We start from the raw sequence: 23,395 nt of genomic DNA on the forward strand, positions 1-23,395 counted from the left end.
CTCCTTCAGTGGCTCGCAGCGGGGGCATCCGCCATCGGCGGCTGGAAGCGGCGCAGGCGCAGTGCGTTGCCCAGCACGAACACGCTGGACAGTGCCATCGCACCGGCGGCGAACACCGGCGACAGCAGCACGCCCCAGACCGGATACAGCACGCCGGCCGCTACCGGAATCAACGCGGTGTTGTAGGCGAAGGCCCAGAACAGGTTCTGCCGGATGTTGCCCAGCGTTGCCTTCGACAGCGCGATGGCATTCGGCACGCCCTGCAGGTTGCCCGACATCAGCACCACATCGGCCGACTCCACCGCGATATCGGTGCCGGTGCCGATGGCCAGGCCGACATCGGCTTCGGCCAGTGCCGGCGCATCGTTGATGCCGTCACCAACGAAGGCGACATGGCCATGGGTGGCCTTCAAACGGCGCACCGCTTCGACCTTGCCTTCCGGCAGCACCTCGGCCACGACTTCATCGATACCGAGCTGGCGTGCGATCGCCTGCGCGGTGCCGGCATTGTCACCGGTGATCATCGCCACCTTCAGGCCAAGCTGATGCAGCGCCGCGATCGCGGCCGGCGTGCTCGGCTTGATCGGATCGGATACTGCGATGATCGCTGCCAGGCGTCCATCGATGGCAGCGTACAACGGCGACTTTCCCTGCGCGCCGAGTTCAGCCGCCAGCGCCGCAAATGCAGTGATGTCCACGCGCAGGTCGCGCATGAAGCGATCAGCACCGACCTCCACACGCGCACCCTCCACGCTGGCGCGTACACCCATACCGGTGACCGATTCGAAGTCGACCATGGCCGGCAATGCGAGGCCCTGCTCGGTGGCTGCATCGACAATGGCACGGGCGATCGGATGCTCCGAACGTGACTCCACGGTAGCCACCGCGGCCAGTACCGTGGCGCGATCGAAGCCGTCGGCGATCTCCAGGTCGGTCAGGCGCGGGCGACCTTCGGTCAGCGTGCCGGTCTTGTCCACCGCCACCACCTGCGCGTCCTTCAGCAACTGCAGCGCTTCACCCTTGCGGAACAGCACGCCCATCTCGGCGCCACGACCGGTTCCGACCATGATCGACGTCGGCGTAGCCAAGCCCATCGCGCAGGGGCAGGCAATGATCAGCACCGCCACCGCATTGACCAGCGCGAAGCTCAGCGCCGGCGATGGGCCGAAGATCAACCAGACCGCGAAGGTCGCCAGTGCGGCCAGCATCACCGCCGGCACGAACCACAGGGTGACCTTGTCGACCACCGCCTGGATCGGCAGCTTCGAGCCCTGTGCCTGTTCGACCATGCGGATGATCTGCGCCAGCATGGTCTGCGCGCCCACCGCCGTGGCACGCACGGTCAGTGCACCTTTCTGATTGACCGTGCCGCCGACCACGCTGCTGCCCGGCTGCTTCTCGACCGGAATCGGTTCGCCACTGATCATCGACTCGTCGATGTAGCTGCGCCCCTCGATCACCTCGCCATCGACCGGCACGCGCTCGCCCGGGCGCACTTCCACCACATCGCCGCTCAGAACCTCGTTGACCGGGATCTCGATCGTGCGGCCGTCACGGATCACATGCGCAACCTTGGCCTGCAGGTTGACCAGGCGCTTGATCGCCTCGGAGGTACGGCCCTTCGCGCGCGCCTCAAGGAAGCGGCCGAGCAGGATCAGCGCGACGATCACCGCCGCTGCTTCGTAGTAGACGTTCACCGTGCCCGGCGGCAACAACCGCGGTGCAAAGGTCGCCACCACCGAGTAACCGAACGCTGCGGCGGTACCCACCGCCACCAGCGAGTTCATGTCCGGCGCCAGCCGCAGCAGTGCCGGGAAACCCTTCTGGTAGAAACGACGGCCGGGAATGGCCAGCACCAGCAGGGTCAGTACGAACTGCAGGTACCAGCTGGTCTGCATGCCGAGGGTGGCCATCACCCATTCGTGCATGCCGGGAATCAGGTGCGACCCCATTTCCAGCACGAACACCGGAAGTGCAAGTGCGGTGGCCACGATCAGGTCGCGTTTCAGTTCGGCGCGCTCGGCATCCTTCTTTTCCGCCGCTTCGTCATCGGATTGAACGCCCGCTTCGATGGCACGGGCGGCATAACCGACCTTGTCGATGGCCGCTATCAGCGCGTCTACGCCCGCAACGCCGCGCACGGTCGCACGCTCCGTGGCCAGGTTGACGCTGGCCTGGCTGACGCCCGGTACCGCCAGCAGCGCGCGCTCGACGCGGCCGACGCAGGAGGCACAGGTCATGCCTTCCACTGCCAGCTCGATGGTGCCGGCCGGCACGTCATAACCCACCCGCTCCACCGCCTGGATCAGCGCGGCGCGATCGACCGGACCGGACGCGCGGATATCCGCACGTTCGGTGGCCAGATTGACCGAAACACTGCCGACGCCCTCGACCTTGGACAGCGCCGCTTCGACACGACCGACGCAGCTGGCGCAGGTCATGCCCTCGATGGGCAGGCTGATGGTGGACGGGCTTGCGGGGACTGCAGTGGCGCGGGGCGTGCTCATGATCGGATTCCCGGGGTTCCTTCTGGATGCGGACAGGCTAAACCTTGCCATCGTGGGAAGGTCAAATCCAGCCACCCCGTCCAGCCGGTAGCGCCGGGCCATGCCCGGCGTACCGCCCGCAATCCACCTCAGAAGGTGAACACGTACTCCAGCGCGAACTCGCGGCCAACCGCGCCGAGCAGGCGGGTCGGAGCGAAGTCGTAGTCCAGCTTGTACGGATCCTTGTGGTTCCAGCTGGCCGAGTTGAACGCGTTGTTGACGTAGACGTTGACCTTGGCGTGCTCGGTCACCTGATAGCCGACGTTGAAGTTCCAGGTGATGAACGGCCCCACCCGCCCGTAGTAGCGCGCCGTCTGCTGGCCGGCGTTGGGATTCGGATTCGGCGAGCCGTCCGGACGCGTGGCCGGCTCCAGGCAGTTGAGCGACGGGCTGTCGCTGGGCACGTAACCATCGGCGAACGGCAGGCAGCCGCCAGGATTGTTCAGGCGATCGGTGCCCCAGTGGTAACGCACGCCCGGCACCGAACCGATGCGATCGGCATAGACGTTGGCATTCCAATTGCCACGCTGCCAGGCCAGGCTCGCGCGCAGCTTGCTGCGCAGGTCACGGTCACGACGCTCCGGGTTCGGATCGTTGGCGTAACGCTGTTCCTTGGTCGAGATCTGGTTGGTGTAGTTCAGGCCGAGCTGGAAGCTGCCCCACTGCGCGGTTTCCAGGCGATAGCGCGCGGTCAGGTCGATGCCGCGCACTTCGCGGCTGGCCAGGTTGAACGGGCCGCGCTCGATCGATACCAAGCGGCCGTTGCTGTCACGGTTCACGCGGGCCAGGATGCCAGCGCAATACTCGCCACCGGCCGGATTGGCCCACGGCGTACCGTCCATGTTCTTGCCGGTCAGGCAGCCCGCTTCGCTGGCCAGCACCTCGTCGGCGCCAACGTCGACGATCATGTCTTCCAGCTTGATTGCCCAGTAGTCGGCACTGACCGAGAGATTGGGCATCACGTCCCAGACGAAACCGACCGTCCACGAATCACCGGTCTCCGAGCGCAGCAGCGGCGTGCCACGCCGGTTCACATCGAACGTGTACCAGACATCGGTATTGCCCACGCCACAGTTGTTGACCAGGTACGCGCCGCTCTGGATGCAGCGCAGGCGGTCATAGGTCTGCACTTCGGAGCTGCTCGGCTGGCCCAGCAGGTAGTGCATGTCGGGCGCATGGAAGCTGGTGGCATAGGAGCCACGCACCAGCAGCGACTCCACCGGGCGCCATTCCAGGCCGACATTCCAGGTGGTCTCCTTCTGGCTGCCGATGTCCAGCGCTTCGCCGCTGTTGTCAGCCTTGTAGCTGCCATAGCGGTCATAGCGCGCGGCCGCAGTGGCGGTCACGCTTTCCAGCAGCGGAATCTTGAACTCGACGCCGGCCGAATAGCGCGTGCGCTCGCCGCCACCGCGATCGACGTTCTGCAGGTCGAAGTCGATGCCGGCGCGCGGATCCGGACTGAGGTGATAGCCCTGCTGCGCGACTTCGGCCACCGCCGCGAACGAGATCGGGCCGGCCCAGCCCTGGAACAGCTCGCCGGTGATGTCCGCCGAAGCCTGATTGACCCATGAGGACGCACGGTTCTTCGCCACGGTGCCCATCTGCCAGTACTGGTCCGGCGTCAGCGGGTTCCACCAGCGCGATTCGTTCAACGCATAGATCGCCTCGCCGTCGGCGGTAGTGCCCAGCTTCGGGCCTAGGAAATAGTCGTACGACTTCTGCTTGTCGACCACGTTCTGCCGCTCTTCAACGCGGTAGTAGGAGCGCCCCACCGTGGCACTCCAGTCGAAGCGATCGGCCAGGCGACCACGCAGGCCCGCACTCCAGTCCCAGGACAGTTCGCGGTTGGTGTTGCGCAGCGTATCCAGGCCGCCCACCTCGTTCGGGGTGAACTGGCGCACGCCGAGGATCGGGCGGTTGCGGTTGGCGTCCCAGTAGTAGCCGTTGTCATCGTCGATCAGCGACACGCCGGGCGGATTGGTGCCCCAGATCGCTTCGGAACGGTATACCGCCAGGTTGGTCCAGGCCTGCAGGTCGTTGCTGAAATCGAAGGTGGCATACAGGTTGCCGGACACGTTCTCGGCACCACCGGTGAGCAGCCAGTTGGCGTAGTCGGCGCTCATGCCGCACAGGCGGCCGGTGTTGCTGATGGTGTTGGCGGCGTAGTTGTAGACCAGGCGATCGGCGGTGTAGTACTCGCCATCGAACTTCTCGCAGGTGCCGGTGGGCGGCGCCAGGCGCTGGCCGGTGGTGGGATCGATCAGCGCCAGGCCGGCGGTGGGACGGAAGCCGACCTTGCGTTGTTCCATGTTCCAGGACGGGTACGGCGCATCGTCGGCATCGTCCATCTGCGGACGGTCACGTCCGAACAGCGGATCGCGCTTGGTGTACTGCAGCGCGTAGGTCACGCTCCAGTTGTCGCCGGTCCTGCCGCCGGCCCAGGACAGATCCCAGGTATCGCGGCCGCCTTCGGTGGAGGTACCACCGCGCACGCGTACTTCGTCGCCGTCATAGTTGGTCTTCAGGATGACGTTGACCACGCCGGCGATCGCATCCGAGCCATAGATGGCCGAGGCGCCACCGGTCAGTACTTCGATGCGCTCGACTGCGGCAGCGGGAATGTTGCCGTAGTTGGAGAAGTTGGTTTCGCCACCGTAGGGCAGCGGGTAGTCGGCCACGCGGCGGCCGTTGACCAGCAGCAGCGAGCGGTTCGGGCCCATCCCGCGCAGGTTCAGGCCGCTGGCATTGGGCGTATGCGAGCCCCACTGCGAGGCCGCCTCGACGGTGCCGGTGGCTTCAGTGAGTGTCTTCAGCGCGTCGTACACGCTGACGAAGCCTTCCTTCTGGATCTGTGCGGCAGTGATCACGTTGACCGGCGCCGGACCTTCGACGCTGGCGCGCTTGATGCGCGAACCGGTGACGGTGACCGCGTCGAGATCCTTGGTGGACGAGTTGGCGGCCTCCTGCGCGCTGGCCGCCAGGGGCAACAGGGCCAGGACCAGGGCCTGGGACAGCAGGTGACGACGCTTGCGGACGATCTGAGCCATGGGTGGTTGCTCTTCGAAAGTGTGGACGCACGGACGGGTGGTGGCGCGGCACTACGGCTGATCCGGGCACCTGGATCGGTTCAAGACCGATACGGCGCCCTCCCCTGTGGATCGATCCAAACTAAAGCACAGCTGAACCGCGCCGGGCATGCGGCGACGCAGCAACACGTGGCGTAATGCCGTTATCGGCTGCAGGCATCCAGAACAATCAAAGGGTTGCGAAACATCGCTGAGAAGACGGCGCACACGTCAATGACACGATCGCGACAATCGTGCGCGGAACTATTTTGTCCGCCCCCAGCGGCTTCTCTCGTCCGATTGAGCCGGGACAAAACGGCCATTGCGGAGTGCATAGTGGCTTGAGCCCTTTCCGTCGGACCCGGCACCCCACCACGTGATGGTGAACCCGTCGTGCTGCCAGACCACCGAGGAAAAGTCGGACTCACTTTCGGGACTTCCCGAGTTCTGGCTGGCCAGGGACACGGTCTCAAGGCAACTACTGATCAGTATCCTGCCCCGCTCGACAGGCTTGGGCGGGATCAGTTCGTAGACGTAGAGTTCGATCTCGCGCCCCGCGCCACAACGGCCCATCGGATTATCGGCGTTTGAATCGAATACCTGATACAGCGCGCGAAAGCGCTTTCCCCCAACTTCATGCATGCGCCTGTCGACGAATGCGCCCCGAGCGGCTGGCGCCAGTTTCACGCCGGGCATAGGCAGGATCTCTCGACCTTCCTCGCCATTGGCTTCGTGCCACTGCCACACGGATGCCGAAACCTCTTCGGCGCCACTCGCACTGAGCGCAAGCAAACAGGAGAGCAGCGGAAGCAGTTGAAACATCTGGGCGCTCGCGGTCGAAGGATGGTCGGCCACACTGTCCGGACTGATACCGTGCTCCGCCATATGCAGACGCAGATGACGTTTACTTTCCGTGACTTGCCGCTTCGACCCCGGCAATCACATGTGCCTGAAGCGTCATCTGATCCAGCGCCCAATCCATCGCGAACAGTGGGGTCGGACCCCTTCTGCGAAGGGATCCGACCCCGGCGGCGTTCAACCGTCCAGCGCCTGCCGCAGCGAAGCTACGGTGGCGGTGGCGGTCTGGCTCCAGTCCGGGTCCAGCCCTCGCAAAGCCTGGTTCTGGAACTGCATGGCCGAGCGCCGCAGGCCCTTGGCCGAGGCGTGCAGTTCGGTACAGCCGGTCTGCCGTGCGACGGTTGCGATGTTGCCCGGGGCCAATCCGGCGCCGGCCATCACCGTAATGCGGCCCGCTGCCTGGGTAACGAGGCCTGCCAGCACATCGGCACCCGCCTCGGCGCTGACCTGGCCGCCTGAGGTCAGCACCCGTTGGCAACCCAGCCCGATCACCTGCTCCAGCGCCGCAGGCAGATCACGGGCGGCATCAAAGGCGCGATGGAAGGTCACCTGCAGCGGCCCGGCAGCCTGCACCAGTTCACGGCACAGCGTCAGATCGACGTTGCCCTGTACATCCAGCGCGCCGATCACCACGCCATCGCAGCCCAGTGCGCGGCACTGCGCGATGTCACGCAGCATCAGTTCGGCTTCCAGCCCGTCGTAGTGGAAGTCGCCCGGGCGCGGCCGCACCAGCACGAACAGCGGAATCGACAGGCGTTCGCGGGCAATCGCAATGCTGGCGAACGACGGTGTGGTGCCGCCTTCGGCCAGGTTGTCGAACAGCTCGATGCGGTCGGCACCGCCGGCCTGCGCGGCCAGCGCCGATGCCAGCGAATTGCTGGCGATCTCCAGGGTGAGCCGCGTGCTCACGTCTGGGTGCTCGTGTAGATCGATGGCGAGTCGCGCAGGTCATCCTGGCGCTGCCCATCGCAGACCGCGTAGACAAAGCCGCGATGCAGCGCGTAAGCGCCGACCTCGCCCTGCTTGTTCATGGCCAGGAAGCAGACCTGCAGTGTCTTGCTCGCTTCCGGGCGCTTGCGCACCACACGGTCGATCGCTTCGCGGCAGGCCTGCGCGGGAGAACGTCCCTGGCGCATCAGCTCGACCACCAGGAACGAGGCGGCATTGCGGATCATCTCCTCACCCACGCCCGAGGCAGTGGCCGCGCCCACGTCGTTGTCGACATACAGGCCGGCACCGATGATCGGGCTGTCGCCGACGCGGCCATGCAGTTTCCAGGCCATGCCGCTGGTGGTGCAGGCACCGGCCAGGTGGCCCTTGGCATCCAGTGCCAGCATGCCGATGGTGTCGTGGTTGTCGCTGTTGCCGGGAATACCGCGGCGCTCGGCATTGATCTGCGGCTGGTACTTCTCGGTCTTCAGCCACTCGTGCCAGGCGGCTTCAGCCTGCGGCGTCAGCAGGTGCTTGCGCTCGAAACCCTGCTGCACCGCGAACTGCTGCGCGCCCTCGCCCACCAGCAGCACGTGCGGGCTGTTCTCCATCACTTTGCGCGCCACCGACACCGGATGCAGGATGTCGACCAGCGCAGCCACTGCACCGCAACGGCCATCGCCGTCCATGATGCTCGCATCCAGGCTCAGCACGCCATCGCGATCCGGATTGCCGCAATGGCCAACGGTGGGGTTGCACAGCTCGCTCTCGGCCCAGCGTGCACCGGCTTCGACTGCATCCAGTGCGCTGCCACCCTGCGCCAGCACCTGCCATGCAGCCTGGTTGGCCGGCACGCCGAAGTCCCAGGTCGAAACCACCCTGGCACCACCCTGCGTGCGCGCCTGCACGCCCGGCAATGCCGCCATGCCTGCGGCCAGTGCACCGGCCTGCAGGAACTGCCTGCGATCCACCATCTTCCCCTCCCAGTCTGCAATGCATGGCCGGCCCGATGCCGGCCCTGCCGATCAGTCGTGCGTGGGCTGCCGTGCGGCGTGCCAGACCGCTGCACCGAGCACACCCAGCTGGCCGTGCTCCACCCTCCACACCGGTACCTGGCGCAGCACTTCGGTCAGCACACCCTTGTTGAGGAATCGCTCACGGAAGCGGCCATCTGCCAGGAAATCCTGCACATGCGCGGAAATGCCCCCGGCCAGATACACCGAGCGCGCGCCGACGGCGATCGCCGCGTCGCCGGCCAGGCTGCCCAGCCAGGCACAGAAGACATGCAGCGTCTCCACCGCCAGCGCGTCCTCACCGCTGCGGGCGGCACCGATCAGCGCCTCGGTGCTGCTCCACACCGGGGTGACACCGCGCAGTTCGCACAGGCACGGATACAGGTTCATCAGGCCGCTGCCGGACAGCACTCGCTCGTTGTCCACGTGCGCCCAGCGCTGCAGCAACTTGCCCAGCACCTGCAGTTCCAGCGCGTTGCCGGCGCCGAGCGCGGCATGGCCGATCTCGCTGGCCAGCACCGGGCGCTCGCCATCGGCGAAACGCAGCGCGGCACCCAGGCCGGTACCGGCACCCAGCACCAGCGCCGGGAAGGCCTGGGCTGGATCGGCGTCGCCGTTCAGCGGCACCAGGGTTTCCGGCTGCAGGTACGGGATGGCCAGCGCCACCGCTTCGAAATCATTGATCAGCTGCAGTTCGCGCAGGCCGGACTGTTCGCGCGTGGTCGACAGCGAGACCGTCCACGGCAGGTTCGAGTTGATCAGCACATCGCCATCGAGCAGGCCGGCGATGGCCACAACCGCGGTCTGCACCGGCTGACCAAGGCCTTCGGTGAAATCGGCCAGGATCGCGGCCAGGCTGGGGTGCTCGGCGCAGGCATAGGTGCGATGACTGCCCAGCCGCGGCGCGTGGCCGGGTTGGGTCTCAGCCAAGGCCAGGCGGGCGAAGGTGCCGCCGACATCGGCAACGACCAGATGGCGCGGAAGACCGCCGCGGGCGGAGTCGGAGGAAACCGGGGACGCTGCTGCGATGGTCACGCTGGCCTGCTTGGATCGATTGAATCGCCCCGATTCTCAGGCATCGGGGCGGCTTTGCCTAGCGCGCCGATGGTTCAGGTTGGCCTACATGCCTTCCTGTTCGGCCACCTGCACACCATCCACCAGCACGCGCAGGCGCTGCGGGCGGAAGCCGGCGAACAACAGCGGCCGGGTGCGCTCGACCAGCACTTCGTGGCCGGCGATGTGACGCAGCCACGACTGTACCAGCGAGAACGAGAAGTGGGTGCCCGGATGCAGCGGGTGTTGCACCCAGACCTTCTCGGTGGCGCTCTGCAGCAGCATCGCGCCGGTGAACCAGTGGCGGCTTAGCGTCACCGGCGTGGTGCCGGCCATGAAGCGGATATCCATGCGGGGTCCTTTCGCTGGAGCGCTGGTGCGCGGTGTCAGGGCTGGGCAGTCTGCAGGCTGTAGCTGGTGGTGGCGGTGAACACTGCACCATCAGGCTGGGTGGAGCGTACTTCGACCTTGTGGCTGCCTGTTGCCAGGTCGGTCGGCAGCGCGCCCCGCCACAGGTGCGGCGACGCAGTGGCCTCCGGCGAACGGTCGTAGCCGCGCAGGCTGTTGGCCAGATCATCGGCCACGTTCTCCACCATCAGGCGCGGATCGGGCTGGCTGACCTGCTTCATCGGCTGCCAGGCGCCGCCATCGACGCGGTACTCGACCACGCTGGCGTCCTCACCCATGTAGACGTTGGCGTAGACACCCCACGCCGGATAGGCGCCCTGGCGCAGTACCTTGGGTGCATGCAGGCCGATCTGCTCGCTGGCCGGCTGGCCAGCCACGCGGTACTGCAGCTTGTAGCTGCCGTTGCCGGCCACATCGAGCAGGGCATAGCCCTTCGGCGTGCCGTCGCTCATGGTGCTGTCCGGCACGCCAGCGGCATTCTTCACGCCGGACCAGAACGCACCGCAGTTGGCACCGACGTTGTATTCGTGCAGCGGCTTGTCGCCGTTCCAGCCCTCGGCCTTGCCGTGGTAGACGTGCTGCTGGGTGTGGCTGTGGCCGCTGAGCACCAGCACGTTGCGGAAGTCCTTGAGCAGGTCGAACAGGCGCTGGCGGTCGGCGTGGCGGAAGGTCTCGCGCCCCGGCGCCGCGTCGAACAGCGGGATGTGCATGCCCAGCACCAGCAGGCGGTCCTTGTGCAGGCCCTTCAGGTAGCTGGCGAGGAAAGCGAACTGGTCTTCGCGCAGGCCGCCGATGTATTTCGGCTTGGCCTTGGGGTCGTAGACCACGTCGTCGAGGAACACGAAGCTGGCGCCACCCTCTTCCACCGCGTAGGTGTCCGGGCCGTAGATGTTGCGCCAGCTGTCCAGCGAGTGTTCGTCGCTGGCCGCATCGAAGTCGAGATCGTGGTTGCCCGGCACGTGGAACCACGGCACACCGAGCTCGGTGGTGACCTTGTTGATCGCCGGGTACAGGGTCAGGTCGTCGTTGACGATGTCACCCAGGGTGGTGCCCATGCGCGCCCTGGTCTGGCCAACCAGCGGCGCCACGATCGACTGCTGGTAGTAGCCGATGTCCTTCAGGCTGGCGGTCTGCGAATCGGTGAACACCAGCATCTGGAAACCACGGCGGCTGTCATGGCGATCCGACTGCAGGGCGAAATCCCAGTTGCGGGTGACGTCGCTGGTCGCGGCGATGCCACCGTACTTCAGTGCCGGTGAACCGTTCGGGCGGTAGTGGCGCCAGAACGAAGGCAGGCCATCGGCCGCCTTCGGGAACGAATACGCATCGGGCTTGATCACGAACACGGTCTGGCCGTCGCGCACTGGCAGGCTGTAGCTGCCGTCGGCGGCGGTCTTGACGATGGCCTCGCCGTTGGAGACCTGCACCCCGGCCAGGCCCGGATCGGTCGCACCGCGGCCGGGTTTGCCGTCGCGCTCCAGATAGACCTTGCCGGTGACCACGGTGTCCGCGGCCCAGGTCGGCGAGGTCAGCAACAGGCAGCACAGCCAGGCGGCAGGCAGTTTCATGGGCGGTCCGGGTAAAGAAAGACCGCCTATTGTAGATTCCGTTGATGACATCGCGCACGCGATGACGCATGCCGGTAGTGCCGGCCGCTGGCCGGCAGCCCTCAGATGCCAGGCGAGCATGAGTTGCCGGCCAGCGGCCGGCACTACCGCAGCTCAACGATGGCGTTTTTCCAGCACCGCCCGCGCATCATCCAGCGACAACCCGCGCGCGCGCAGCAGCACCAGCAGGTGGTACAGCAGGTCCGAGGCCTCGCCCAGCAACGCCTCGTCGTCCTGTGCCACCGCCGCCAGCGCCGTCTCCACGCCCTCCTCGCCCACCTTCTGCGCGATGCGGCGGATGCCGCCCTCGAACAGGCTGGTGGTGTAGCTGCCTGGCGGGCGCTGTACCTCACGCATCGCCACCAGCTGGCCCAGCCCGCCCAGGAAATCCTTCGGTGCCCCGTCGAAACAGCTCTCGGCACCGGTGTGGCAGGTCGGCCCGGCCGGGCGTGCAATCACCAGCAGGGTGTCGGCATCACAGTCGACGCTGATCGACTGCACCACCAGCACGTTGCCGGACTGCTCGCCCTTGGTCCACAACCGCTGCTTGCTGCGGCTGAAGAAGGTCATGTGACCGATGGCCAGCGTGGCCGCCAGCGAATCGGCACTGACATAGCCCAGCATCAGCACCTGCAGGGTGTCGGCATCCTGCACCACCGCCGGCAGCAGGCCGTCGCCCTTGCCCCAGTCCAGCGCCTGCAGCGCATCCAGCGACGGCCTCACTTCAATAGACATCCCGCACCTCGATCTGCTGTCCGCGCAGGTAGCGCTTCAATTCTGGAATGGCGATGGCGCCGCTGTGGAACACACTGGCCGCCAACGCGCCGTCGACGTCGGCCTGGTCGAAGGCCTCGGCGAAGTGCTCCATCGCGCCGGCACCGCCCGAGGCGATCAGCGGCACCTGGCACAGGGCCCGCGCCTGCTGCAGCTGCACGACATCGTAGCCACGGCGTACGCCATCGCTGTCCATGCAGTTCAGCACGATCTCGCCTGCGCCACGCCGTTGTGCTTCGACGATCCAGTCCAGCGTGCGCAGCGGCACCGCCTGGGTCTTGTCCGGGTCACCACTGAAACGGCGTACCCGCCACTGGCCATCAGTCTCGCGCACCGAATCGACACCGACCACCACGCATTGCACGCCAAACTCGTCTGCCAGCTCGGTGATCAGTTCCGGGCGGCCCAGCGCCGGCGAATTGATCGACACCTTGTCGGCACCGGCGAACAGCACGCGGCGCGCAGTTTCCACGCTGTCGATGCCACCGGCCACGCAGAACGGAATATCGATCAGGCGTGCGATGCGCTCGATCCAGGCGACGTCGACTGAACGCGCCTCGGGGCTGGCGCCGATGTCATAGAACACCAGCTCGTCCGCCCCCTGGTCGCGATACCGCTGGGCCAGTTCGGCGATGTCGCCCATGTCGACGTGGTCGCGGAAGCGCACACCCTTGACCACGCGGCCGTCGCGCACGTCCAGGCACGGAATGATGCGACGGCTCAACATGCCAGCGCCTCCGCCAGGTCCATGCGCTGCTCCAGCAGCGCCTTGCCGAGGATCGCGCCACCGCAGCCGGCGGCACGGGCTTCTGTCACATCGGCCACGTCACGGATACCGCCGGAGGCCTGCACGGCCACGCCCGGCAGCAGCGCCGACAGGTGCTGGTAGAGGCTGATGTTGGGCCCGGCCAGCATGCCGTCGCGGGCGATGTCGGTACACAGCAGGTGGCGCATGCCAGCGCGCGCATAGCGCTGGGCCAGATCATCCAGGGTCACCCCGGCGTTCTCTGTCCAGCCATGCACCGGCAGCTGCCATTGGCCCTGCGCGTCCTGACGGGCATCCAGCGCGATGGTGACGCGCTCGGCGCCGAACTCCTCCAGCCAACCGACCACTTCATCCGGACGACGCACCGCCAGTGAGCCGACCACCACGCGGCCAGCGCCGGCATCGAGGATGCGCGCCACATCGTCACGGCCACGCACGCCACCACCGGTCTGCACCTGCAACCTGGTCTGCGCGCGGATCGACGACAGCAGCGGTGCCAACGTGTAGCCACCGGCGCGTGCGGCGTCCAGGTCGACCAGATGCATCCACTGCGCGCCCTGCGCAGCGAAGGCCTGTGCACGCGGCAGCGGATCGTCGCCATACGAGGTTTCCTGCGCGTAGTCACCCTGGCGCAACCGCACCACGCGGCCGTCGCGGATATCCAGCGCGGGGTAGACGATGAAACTCATGCAGCAGTGCCCTCGAGGAAGTTGCGCAGCATCAGCGAACCGGTCTCACCGGAGCGCTCGGGGTGGAACTGTGCGCCGTAGTAACGCCCCTGCTCCACCACGGCAGTGAACAGGCCACCGTGGTCGCAGGCAGCAACAGTGTGGGTATTGAGTGGCGCCGCATAGCTGTGCACGAAGTAGGCGCTGGCGCGCTCCGGCACGCCTTGCAGCAGCAGCGATTCGCGCAGCGGGAGCAGGCGGTTCCAGCCCATGTGCGGCACACGGATGCCACAGGCCGGTACCAGCTTGCGCACCACGCCCGGAATCAATCCCAGTGTCTCGACGCCGGCCTCCTCGGACCGCTCGAACAGCAGCTGCATGCCGAGGCAGATGCCCATCAGCGGCACCTCCAGTCGCTGCAGCGGTTCCACCAGGCCCTGCGCATGCAGGCGCTGCATGCCGGGACCAGCGGCGCCGACGCCGGGCAGGATCACCCGCTGCGCACCGACCAGACCGTCCGCATCGCGCACCAGCCGCACCGTCGCGCCCAGGCGCTCCAATGCGTAGCGCACCGAGCCCAGGTTGGCACCGCCGGCGTCGATCAGCGCAACGTCGCTCACAGCGCCCCCTTGGTGCTCGGCAGTGCCCTGCCCTGGCGGGCCAATGCCGGGCGCAGCGCGCGCGCCAGTGCCTTGAAGCAGGCCTCGACCTTGTGGTGGTCGTTGTCGCCGCGCACCTGCAGGTTGAGGTTCAGGCCGCTGGCGTCGCACAGCGAACGGAAGAAGTGCGGCACCAGCTCGGTCGGCATGTCGCCCACGCGCTCACGCTTGAACTCGCCCTCGAACACGAAATAGGGGCGGCCGCTGAAATCCAGCGCAGCGCTGGCCAGGGTCTCGTCCATCGGCAGGGTGAAGCCGTAGCGGCCGATGCCACGCTTGTCGCCCAGCGCCTCGCGCAGGGCCTGACCCAGCGCCAGCCCGGTGTCCTCGATGGTGTGGTGCTCGTCGATGTGCAGGTCGCCCTCGGCCTGGATGTCCAGCGCGAACCCGCCGTGCTTGCCGATCTGTTCCAGCATGTGGTCGAAGAACGGCAGTCCGGTGGCGATGCGCGCATCACCGGCACGGTCCAGATCCAGTTCAACGCGGATCTTCGTCTCCTTGGTGTTGCGCTGGACCACCGCGATGCGTGGCGCGTCGGCCAGTGCGTGGGCGATGCCCGGCCAGTCCCACTCGCCACCGAACTGTTCGGTGCGCAGCTGGAAGCCACGGATGTTGAGGTTGTCGGCGAACTGCAGGTCGGTGATGCGGTCACCAACCATGCCCGAGCGCGCCCAGTCGATGCTGCGGTCCTGCAGGTAAGCGGTCATCAGGCCGATGCCCGGCTTGCGGGTGGGCGCATTGTCCTGCGGCCAGCTGCAGTCGATCAGCACGTCACGGAAGGTGATGCCCTGGCTTTCGAAGATCTGCAGCATCAGGTCGTTGGGGCCATCGAAGCTGGCGCGCGGGTAGCTGTCGCTGCCAAGGCCATCCTGGTTGGTGACGATCACGAACTGGTAGCCGGCATCGCGCAGCTTCAGCAGCGCCGGAATCACCTGCGGCACGAAGCGCAGCTTCTCGTAGGCGTCGATCTGGAAATCGGACGGCTCCTCGATGAGGGTGCCGTCGCGGTCGATGAACAGGATTGGTGTCATGCTGCGGCCCTCCGCGCCGACAGGGCCGCAAGCACGCGGTCATTCTCTTCGGGGCTGCCGATACTGATGCGCAGTGCATCACCCAGCTGCGGCGCGGCGCGCTGGTCGCGCACCACCACACCGGCATCCAGCAAGGTGTCGAACGCTGCCTGCGCATCAGCGAAGCGGACCAGCAGGTAGTTGCCGGCCGAGCGGTACACGCGACGAACGCCGGGCAGGCCTGGCAGCGCCGCGAACAGGCGTTCGCGCTCGGCAATGACCGTGGCTACGCGCTCGGCGGTGCGTGCCAGTGCGGCCGGCTGCAGCGCCTGCACGGCCAGCTCGGCGCACGGGGTCGGCACCGGGTACGGCGCCTGGCAGCGCCGCAGTACGGCAATCAGTTCCGGCGCGGCGATCAGGGTGCCGATGCGCGCGGCCGCAAGTGCGTGCGCCTTCGACAACGTGCGCAGCACTGCCAGATTGGCGTGCGTGGCCAGCAACGTGGTTGCCGACGGGCGCTGTGCGTACTCGACATAGGCCTCGTCCACCACTACCAGCGCCTGCCCACGCAGAGCAGTGGCCACGCGCTCGATCTCGTCCAGGGCGATGTCACTGCCGGCCGGGTTCGACGGTGCGCACAGGAACACCAGCGTGGCATTGCGTGCCCTGGCGGTGTCGATCACCGCATCCAGATCGGCGCGCAGGCCATCTTCGCTGTCCACCAGAGGCACCTCAATCAGTGCAGCCCCCTGCAGGCGCGCGCAGACCGCATACATGCCGAACACCGGCGGCGTGACCAGCACGCCATCGCGGCCCGGCACGCACAGCGCGCGCACCAGCAGATCAATGGCTTCGTCGCTGCCACGGCCGATAAGCAGCTGCGGCGGCGTCACGCCGTACAGCGCCGCCAGGCCCTCACGCAACGCCAGCGGCTGTGGTTCCGGATAGCGCCGGCTGTTGCCCGCCGCATCAGCCGGATTGGCCCAGGCCGACTCGTTGGCGTTCAACCAGACCTCGCCCTGCACCGCCGCGCTGCGCGCCGAGCTGTAGCCGGCGAAGGCCTGCAGATCCGGGCGCACCAGCGCCAGCACTTCATCAATGGCGGCGCTCATGCGGCGGCCTCCATGCGCAGGGCCACTGCACGCTCGTGCGCATCCAGCCCTTCGGCGCTGGCGATGATGCGCGCACAGCCGCCGATTGCCGCCAGTCCAGCAGCGCTGGCGCTCTGCACGCTGATCAGGTTCTGGAAGCTGGCCACGCTGACACCGCTGTAGGCACGCGCGGCACCGGCGGTGGGCAGCACGTGATTGGTGCCGCTGCAGTAGTCGCCCAGCGCTTCGGGGGTGTAATCGCCCAGGAACACCGAGCCGGCCGCCTGCACCTTGTCCAGCCACGCGCGCGGATCGCGCAGGGCCAGGATCAGATGCTCGGGCGCGTAGCGGTTACTGATCGCGAACGCCTCGGCCAGCGAATCGACCTGGATCAGGCGCGACGCCGACAGCGCCTGGCGCGCGATCTGCTGGCGCGGCAGCAGAGCCACCTGGCGCTCCACCTCGGCTTCAACCGCCGCCAGCATCGCGGCATCATCGGTCAGCAGCAGCACCTGCGAATCCGGACCGTGCTCGGCCTGCGACAGCAAGTCGGCGGCGACGAAGGCCGGATTGGCGCCAGCATCGGCGATCACCAGCACTTCGGAGGGACCGGCCGGCATGTCGATGGCGGCCGCGCCATCCTGTGCGACCTGCTGCTTGGCTTCGGTGACGAAGCTGTTGCCGGGCCCGAACAGCTTGTCGCAGGCCGGAATGCTGGCCGTGCCATAGGCCATCGCGGCGATCGCCTGCGCGCCGCCCAGCTTGAACACGCGCTGCACGCCGGTCAGCCGCGCGGCTACCAGCACTGCCGGATCGGCGCTGCCGTCGGCGCGCGGCGGCGTGCACAGCACCACCTGCGGGCAACCGGCCAACTGCGCCGGAACGCCCAGCATCAACGCGGTGGACGGCAGTGGCGCGCTGCCGGCCGGCACATACAGGCCCACCCGGCCGATCGGACGCAACATGCGTTCGCAGACCACGCCCGGCGCGGTTTCAACTGCATAGCCTTTGCCCATGCCCGCGGCGTGGAAGCGCGCGATGCGTTCGGCGGCTTCGACCATCGCCTGCCGCAGCTCGGCGGGCACGGCGGCTTCGGCAGCGGCGAATTCGGCTTCGGAAACTTCAAACGAGGCCAGCTCGACACGGTCGAAACGTGCAGTAATCGCACGCAATGCGTCGTCGCCCTGCGCGCGCACCTGTGCAATCAGGGCCGCCACCGCGTCACGGGTCTGCTGCGCCACGGTCTGCACCGGGCGGGTCAATGCCGCGCTGCGCGCGGCCTCATCAAGTCGGGACCAGATCAGACGGTTCATGCCAGCGACCGCTCCACGCTCAGTACCATCAGGCCCTGCGCACCCGCGCGCTCGAGTTCCTCCATGCGCTGCCAGCTCAGCGGGCCGGGGCACATGGTCTGCAGGCGCAGCGCACCGCCATCGGCCGGCAACCGCACCAGCGGCTCGGCATCGGCCAGCAGCTGCGCCAGCGCGTCGACGCGGTCCTCGCTGGCACGGAACATCAGCAGCTTGCGGTCCTGTCGCTGAACCACGCCGTCGAGGCGGCGCAGCAGCATCGCGCGCAGCGATGCACGTGCATCATCCGGCACGCGCACCGCGCCGGCCAGCACCGCCTCGCTGTCGAGCAGGTTGTGCACCGGGGTCAGCTGATTGGCGCGCAGGGTGGCGCCGCTGGAGACCAGATCGCAGATCAGGTCGGCGGTGCCCAGGCGCGGGGCGATTTCCACCGAACCGGACAGCTCGACCACCTGTGCGTCCACGCCCTGCTCGGCCAGCCACTGCTTGAGGATGGCCGGGTAGCTGGTGGCGATGCGGGTGCCGGCCAGCTGCGCCGGACCCTGCCACTGCCATTCCTCGGGCACCGCCAGCATCAGCCGGCACTGGCCGAAGCCCAGCCCGCGCAGCGCCTGGTAGGCGTCAGGGAGGCCGATCTGACGGCGTGCCGCGGCCTGCTCATCCAACTCGTTGCGGCCGACGATGCCGAGGTCGCAGACGCCGTCAGCGATCAGGCCAGGGATGTCGTCGTCGCGCACCAGCAGCAGGTCCACCGGCAGCGATTCGCCGTAGCAGAACAGCTTGTCGCGGCTCTCGCGCCAGCTCAGGCCGCAGGCGCTGAGCAGGTTGCGCGCGGGTTCGGCCAGCCGGCCACTCTTCTGGATGGCGATACGCAGCCGGTCTCGTGCCGGCGCTGCCTGGGTTGCACTCATGGGGGATGTCTCGAAGTTCGGAACGGGGCGCGGATCAGCGCGAGGCAAGGCGGTCGATGGCGGCGGCATAGCCTCGATGGCCATGCTCGAGCGTGCGTGCCACCCGTCCGGTGGTGGTCACGCTGACGCCGGTGCGCTCGTGGATCTCGCGGTACGGCACGCCCTGCTGCAGCAGCGGCACCACCTTCCAGCGGTCAGCCATGGCTTCCAGCTCGGCCGGGGTGCACAGATCACGCAGGAAGGCTTCGACCTGTTCCGGCTCGCGCAGGGCGGCAAAGGCTTGGGCCAGGGCTTCCAGGTCGGCCTTCGGGTCTTTGGCGGCAATCTCGGGGCGGGCTTTCACGGGGTCGTTTCCATGCATCAATGTAATAGCGCGCTAGTACGTTAACGCATTCTTGCGCAGTGCGTCAAATCGAGGGTTGAGGGGGCGGCAGGGCTGCTGCCCTGCACCCGCCAAGAGCCAGAGCAAAAGCAAATGCTGATTTGCTGAGCGTTGGCGGGGAGGGTCCGGTGGCAGGGGACGCCGTTAACCCATCCATGGGGGCTTGGTCGCGGCATCCATGCCGCTCACACCCCTGCCACCGGACCCTCCCCGCCTTCGACAGTTGGCCGCGATCTGCTGGATCTCGCTGGGAAAGTGATCGAGAACGGCTTTTGTGGAGTCGAGCCATGCTCGACTGCGCTTCGTCCAGAAACGCAGAACGCCCACCAAAGGGTGGGCGTTCTGCTTTCAAATCAACAACCTGGCCCGACTCAGGGCAGGCAGCGCACCTCCGCCTGCAGCGCTCCGCGCCGCAGGCATTCGCCGAACAGGCTGCCCTGCCGGCTCGGCAGGGACTGGATGTTCTCCAACGCCCCCGCTCCCGCCCGGCACGTCCGCGAGGCCAGGGCCTGCAGATCGTCCTCCAGCTGTGCGCGGTCGATCGCATGGCAGCGATCAACCGCCAGCCGGTACTGCGCCGGCCCGATCCGCGTGCTGTGCAGCGCCGGGTCGCTCTGGCAGCCCGCCAGCAGAAGCACGCTCAGCACTCCTGCGGCGGCAGGCTTCACACCATCGCCTTCGACTGCTCCAGCTCCACCAGAAGGGTGCTGGCCAGTTCGTCGCGGGAGACTTCGAACTGCTGCTCGCGCAGCAGGTCCTTCACCGCAACCACACCGCGCGCCAGTTCATCCTCACCCGCCAGCACCACGAAGCGGATGCCTGCCTTGGCCGCGTACTGGAACTGCTTGCCGATCTTCTTCGGCTCCATCTGCACTTCGGTGTTGATGCCACCGGCACGCAGGCGGCGGGCAATGTCCAGCGACTGCGGCATGCCCTGCTCGTCCATCAGTGCCACCAGCGCCTGTACGCTGCTGGCTTCGATGCCGTCGATCAGGCCGGCCTCACGCAGCTGCCAGAACAGGCGCGACAGGCCGATGGAGATACCCACACCCGGCAGCCTGGACTTGCTGTAGTGGCTGGCCAGGTCTTCGTAGCGGCCGCCCGAGCAGATCGAGCCGATCTGCGGGTGGTCGGTCAGCGTGGTCTCGTAGACGGTGCCGGTGTAGTAGTCCAGGCCGCGCGCAATGGAGAAGTTCAGGCAATACGCGGTTTCCGGCACGCCCAGCGCCTGCACCAGCTGCAGCACTTCGCGCAGTTCGGCGACGCCGGTACGCAGGATCTCCGAAGAACCGGCGTCGGCTTCCAGCGTGGCCAGCTGCGCGAGTGCATCTGCATGGCCCTGCGAACGCACGGCGACGAACGCCAGGATCTTCTCGACCTGTTCTGCCGGGATGTTGAAGCCCTCGCCCACCAGCGTCTCGCGCACATAATCGGCGCCGCGCTTGTCCAGCTTGTCCACTTCGCGCAGCACCGCCAGCTGGCGCTCGCCTTCGGCCACGCCCAGGCTCTCGAAGAAGCCACGCATCAGCTTGCGGTTGTTCAACTGGATGCTGAAGTCACCGATGCGCAGTTCCGAGAACACCGCATGGATGACCGCCAGCACTTCGGCGTCGTAACGCACGCTCAGGCTGTCCTTGCCGATCACATCGATGTCGCACTGGTAGAACTCGCGGAACCGGCCGCGCTGGGCGCGCTCGCCGCGGTAGACGCGCTGCATCTGGTAGCGGCGGAACGGGAAGGTCAGTTCGTGTTCGTGCTCGGCCACGTAGCGCGCCAGCGGCACGGTCAGGTCGAAGCGCAGCGCCATTTCCGGCAGCGAGCGATCGCCCGACTCGGCCGCGTTCGCCAGCGCCCCGGTGGACTGCACGAAGTACACCTGGCGCTCGGTCTCGCCACCGGACTTGGTCAGCAGCACGTCGGACAGCTCGAACACCGGCGTCTCCACCGGCAGGAACCCGAAGCGCTCGTAGTTGCGGCGGATGACGTCCAGCATGCGCTGGAACGCAATCTGCTCGCGCGGCAGCAGTTCAAGGGTGCCGGGCGGGGTACGGGGCTTGATCACGGGCGGAACTCCTGCTGGAACGGGACGTGGGAGGGGGCGACATTCTAGCGCCCCCGCCACGGGCAGGGTCGAACGGCCGCTTGAAGTATCATAAGGCCCTCCCCGCCCGCGATACGCCCCCCGCAACATGTCACGGCCTTCCGGCGCTCCGCCCGCCACCAACGATCCCGCCTCGCCGTCCTGCGCCACGCTGGACTGCCTGCACTGCTCGGTTCGCCACCTTGCGGTGTGCTCGGCGCTGTCGCCCGATGAAGTGCAGGCGCTGGAGCAGGTCACCGTCTCGCAGCAGGTCAGCATGGGCAGCACGCTGGCCCGCACCGGTGAAGAGCGCGACCATGTCTATACATTGACCGGCGGCGCACTGCGCCTGGTGCGCACCCTGGCCGACGGCCGCCGTCAGATCAACGGCTTCGTGCTGCCCGGCGACTACCTGGGCCTGAGCGGCAGCGACCACCATCGCTACGACATCGAGGCCATCGCCGACAGCCGCGTCTGCCGCGTCGCGCTGCCACAGATGAAGGCACTGCGCAGCCGTTTCCCGCACCTGGAGCGCAAGCTGCTGCAGCGTGCCTGCCAGGAACTGGATGCCGCGCAGGATGCCGCGCTGGCACTGGCGCGCCTGCAGCCGGCCGAGAAGCTGGCTGATTTCCTGCTGCGCCTGGCCGCGCGCGAGGCCAAGCTGGGTGGCGACGGCCTGCGCGTATCGCTGCCGATGGGCCGCGGCGATATCGCCGACCATCTGGGCCTGACCATGGAAACGGTCAGCCGCACCTTCACCAAGCTGCGCCAGCAGGGGCTGATCGCCCTGCCCCACCTGAACGTGGTGGAGATCCTCGACGAGGATGGGCTGCGTACGCTGGCCGGTGAAGGGTTGATCTGACCGCATCGCGGTTCATGGGGTTGCCGGCCAGCGGCCGGCACTACCAGATAACGCAGCACGGGTAGTGCCGGCCGCTGGCCGGCAACCGCGTCCCTCTCCGATCAGCGCAGCAGCACGTCGCGCAGCGCGGCATAGTCAGCCGCGAGCGGTTCGGCGTGCGCCGGTCGCTGCAGCAACGCATCCAGCGCAGGCGGCACCGCCACCGTTTCGCCGATCAGCGGCTCGACCACGGCCTCGAACTTGGCCGGGTGCGCCGTGGCCACCACTGCCCAGTCGCCCTTGGCACCGCGCGCACGCAGGTCCTGCAGCACCTTCACCGCCGTCGCCGTGTGCGGGCAGAACAGCTCGCCGCGGCTGGCATGCGCTGCCGCAATCGTCGCGCGGATGGTCACGTCATCCACTGCGAACGCGCGGAAGGCAGCACGCAGTTCCGCATCGTCGCCGTGGTAGAGCCAGCGCAGTCGCTCGAAGTTGCTCGGCGCACCCACGTCCATTGCATTGGCCACCGTCGCCACACTGGCCTGCGGCTGGTAGTCGCCACCATTGAAGTACGCCGGCAGCACGGCATTGGCATTGGTGGCCAGCACGATCTGCCCGATCGGCACGCCCAGCGCTCGCGCCAGCACCGCCGCCATCGCATTGCCCAGGTTGCCGGTCGGCACCACCAGATTGAGCCGGCGACGATGCGCGGCGTAGTGGGTCAACGCTGCATGCGCGTAGTAGCTCATCTGCGGCAGCAGCCGGCCCAGGCTGATGCTGTTGGCCGAGCTCAACGGCACCTGCGCCTGCAGTTCGCGGTCAGCCAGCGCCTGCTTGACCATCGCCTGGCAATCGTCGAATGCGCCCGCCACACGCAGCGCCTGGATGTTGTCGCCGAAACAACCGAGCTGGTGCGCCTGGCGCGGAGATACGCGGCCATCCGGATACAGCACCACCACGCGCACGCCGGGCTGGCGATGGAAGGCCGCCGCAACGGCGGCACCGGTATCGCCGGACGTGGCGACGACGATCGTCAGATCGCGGTCCTTACCGGCCTGCAGCCGCGACAGCGTGCCGGCCAGGAAGCGCGCGCCGATATCCTTGAACGCCGCCGTTGGCCCATGGAACAGCTCCAGCACGTGGTCACCGTCGCCGAGCGCACGCAGCGGCACCGGGAAGTCGAACGCTTCGCGGCAGATCGCCGGAAGCGCAGCCTCAAGTGCATCACCAGCGAAGAACGGTGCCAGCAGATCGGCGGCGGTATCGGCCAGGGTCGGCCCGGCCTGCAGCTCGCGTGGCGCCGACAGCATCTGCGGAACATACAGCCCGCCATCGGGCGCCAATCCGGCGGCGATCGCCGCGCTGAGGCCAACGGCCGGAGACTGGCCGCGGGTCGAAACAAATTGCATGGGTTCGGTATCCA

General features: G+C 67.4%; 21 protein-coding genes. 1 reads left to right on the forward strand and 20 read right to left on the reverse strand.

Annotated features, from left to right (window positions below):
• Window positions 1-5 precede the first annotated feature (5 nt).
• The 19 genes from ACMZ91_RS05950 to hisS all read right to left on the reverse strand — a co-directional run bounded on the left by ACMZ91_RS05950 (window position 6) and on the right by hisS (window position 21,113).
• The gene (locus tag ACMZ91_RS05950; RefSeq protein ID WP_414578223.1) at window positions 6-2,507 is read right to left on the reverse strand and encodes a heavy metal translocating P-type ATPase; all 2,502 of its coding nucleotides are present in this window, start codon (window positions 2,505-2,507) and stop codon (window positions 6-8) included.
• A gap of 128 nt (window positions 2,508-2,635) precedes the next feature.
• A complete protein-coding gene (locus ACMZ91_RS05955) occupies window positions 2,636-5,593 on the reverse strand; it encodes a TonB-dependent receptor plug domain-containing protein (protein ID WP_414578226.1) in 2,958 nt (985 codons plus the stop codon).
• A gap of 282 nt (window positions 5,594-5,875) precedes the next feature.
• A complete protein-coding gene (locus ACMZ91_RS05960; RefSeq protein WP_049398561.1) occupies window positions 5,876-6,433 on the reverse strand; it encodes a hypothetical protein in 558 nt (185 codons plus the stop codon).
• Window positions 6,434-6,646: 213 nt separating this feature from the next.
• Complete coding sequence (locus ACMZ91_RS05965) at window positions 6,647-7,378, reverse strand: copper homeostasis protein CutC (protein ID WP_197655934.1); 732 nt, start codon at window positions 7,376-7,378, stop codon at window positions 6,647-6,649.
• Entirely contained in the window at window positions 7,375-8,373 is a 999-nt protein-coding gene (locus ACMZ91_RS05970) for a glycosylasparaginase (RefSeq protein WP_197655935.1), read from the reverse strand. Before ACMZ91_RS05970 ends, ACMZ91_RS05965 begins: the two co-directional genes overlap by 4 nt.
• A gap of 51 nt (window positions 8,374-8,424) precedes the next feature.
• On the reverse strand, window positions 8,425-9,447 hold the full coding sequence (locus ACMZ91_RS05975) for a glucokinase (protein WP_197655936.1): 1,023 nt from the start codon (window positions 9,445-9,447) through the stop codon (window positions 8,425-8,427).
• Window positions 9,448-9,531: 84 nt separating this feature from the next.
• Window positions 9,532-9,816 (reverse strand): hypothetical protein, encoded by a 285-nt coding sequence (locus ACMZ91_RS05980; RefSeq protein WP_005409434.1) that lies wholly within the window; start codon window positions 9,814-9,816, stop codon window positions 9,532-9,534.
• Between the two features lie 35 nt (window positions 9,817-9,851).
• Window positions 9,852-11,441 carry a calcineurin-like phosphoesterase C-terminal domain-containing protein gene (locus tag ACMZ91_RS05985; RefSeq protein WP_414578230.1) on the reverse strand — a complete coding sequence of 530 codons (1,590 nt, stop codon included), beginning with the start codon at window positions 11,439-11,441 and terminating at the stop codon, window positions 9,852-9,854.
• 153 nt (window positions 11,442-11,594) lie between these two features.
• Window positions 11,595-12,215: a bifunctional phosphoribosyl-AMP cyclohydrolase/phosphoribosyl-ATP diphosphatase HisIE gene (gene hisIE, locus ACMZ91_RS05990; RefSeq protein ID WP_049462015.1), complete on the reverse strand. Its 621-nt coding sequence runs from the start codon at window positions 12,213-12,215 to the stop codon at window positions 11,595-11,597.
• Window positions 12,205-12,981 (reverse strand): imidazole glycerol phosphate synthase subunit HisF, encoded by a 777-nt coding sequence (gene hisF, locus ACMZ91_RS05995; RefSeq protein WP_012480036.1) that lies wholly within the window; start codon window positions 12,979-12,981, stop codon window positions 12,205-12,207. The genes hisIE and hisF overlap by 11 nt, the downstream gene beginning before the upstream one ends.
• Window positions 12,975-13,709: a 1-(5-phosphoribosyl)-5-[(5-phosphoribosylamino)methylideneamino]imidazole-4-carboxamide isomerase gene (gene hisA, locus ACMZ91_RS06000; protein ID WP_049462016.1), complete on the reverse strand. Its 735-nt coding sequence runs from the start codon at window positions 13,707-13,709 to the stop codon at window positions 12,975-12,977. The genes hisF and hisA overlap by 7 nt, the downstream gene beginning before the upstream one ends.
• On the reverse strand, window positions 13,706-14,308 hold the full coding sequence (gene hisH, locus ACMZ91_RS06005) for an imidazole glycerol phosphate synthase subunit HisH (RefSeq protein WP_008268504.1): 603 nt from the start codon (window positions 14,306-14,308) through the stop codon (window positions 13,706-13,708). The genes hisA and hisH overlap by 4 nt, the downstream gene beginning before the upstream one ends.
• Window positions 14,305-15,378 carry a bifunctional histidinol-phosphatase/imidazoleglycerol-phosphate dehydratase HisB gene (gene hisB / locus ACMZ91_RS06010; RefSeq protein WP_049462017.1) on the reverse strand — a complete coding sequence of 358 codons (1,074 nt, stop codon included), beginning with the start codon at window positions 15,376-15,378 and terminating at the stop codon, window positions 14,305-14,307. The genes hisH and hisB overlap by 4 nt, the downstream gene beginning before the upstream one ends.
• Complete coding sequence (hisC, locus tag ACMZ91_RS06015; RefSeq protein WP_049462018.1) at window positions 15,375-16,469, reverse strand: histidinol-phosphate transaminase; 1,095 nt, start codon at window positions 16,467-16,469, stop codon at window positions 15,375-15,377. The genes hisB and hisC overlap by 4 nt, the downstream gene beginning before the upstream one ends.
• Window positions 16,466-17,761, reverse strand: coding sequence for a histidinol dehydrogenase (gene hisD / locus ACMZ91_RS06020; RefSeq protein WP_049462019.1), 1,296 nt, complete (start codon window positions 17,759-17,761; stop codon window positions 16,466-16,468). Before hisD ends, hisC begins: the two co-directional genes overlap by 4 nt.
• Window positions 17,758-18,669: an ATP phosphoribosyltransferase gene (hisG, locus tag ACMZ91_RS06025; RefSeq protein WP_010482592.1), complete on the reverse strand. Its 912-nt coding sequence runs from the start codon at window positions 18,667-18,669 to the stop codon at window positions 17,758-17,760. Before hisG ends, hisD begins: the two co-directional genes overlap by 4 nt.
• A 34-nt stretch (window positions 18,670-18,703) precedes the next feature.
• The gene (locus ACMZ91_RS06030) at window positions 18,704-19,012 is read right to left on the reverse strand and encodes a YerC/YecD family TrpR-related protein (protein ID WP_088025802.1); all 309 of its coding nucleotides are present in this window, start codon (window positions 19,010-19,012) and stop codon (window positions 18,704-18,706) included.
• A 410-nt stretch (window positions 19,013-19,422) separates the two neighbouring features.
• Window positions 19,423-19,689: a hypothetical protein gene (locus ACMZ91_RS06035; RefSeq protein ID WP_065428524.1), complete on the reverse strand. Its 267-nt coding sequence runs from the start codon at window positions 19,687-19,689 to the stop codon at window positions 19,423-19,425.
• 26 nt (window positions 19,690-19,715) lie between these two features.
• On the reverse strand, window positions 19,716-21,113 hold the full coding sequence (hisS, locus tag ACMZ91_RS06040; protein ID WP_049462020.1) for a histidine--tRNA ligase: 1,398 nt from the start codon (window positions 21,111-21,113) through the stop codon (window positions 19,716-19,718).
• A gap of 127 nt (window positions 21,114-21,240) precedes the next feature.
• Between hisS and ACMZ91_RS06045 the strand changes: the two genes are divergently transcribed.
• Entirely contained in the window at window positions 21,241-21,993 is a 753-nt protein-coding gene (locus tag ACMZ91_RS06045; protein ID WP_043397202.1) for a Crp/Fnr family transcriptional regulator, read from the forward strand.
• A 101-nt stretch (window positions 21,994-22,094) separates the two neighbouring features.
• Here the strand turns inward: ACMZ91_RS06045 and thrC are convergent, their stop codons facing one another.
• Window positions 22,095-23,381 (reverse strand): threonine synthase, encoded by a 1,287-nt coding sequence (gene thrC / locus ACMZ91_RS06050; RefSeq protein WP_049462021.1) that lies wholly within the window; start codon window positions 23,379-23,381, stop codon window positions 22,095-22,097.
• Window positions 23,382-23,395 lie beyond the last annotated feature (14 nt).

Source organism: Stenotrophomonas sp. FR024, from assembly GCF_047500745.2.
GTDB lineage: Bacteria > Pseudomonadota > Gammaproteobacteria > Xanthomonadales > Xanthomonadaceae > Stenotrophomonas > Stenotrophomonas maltophilia_A.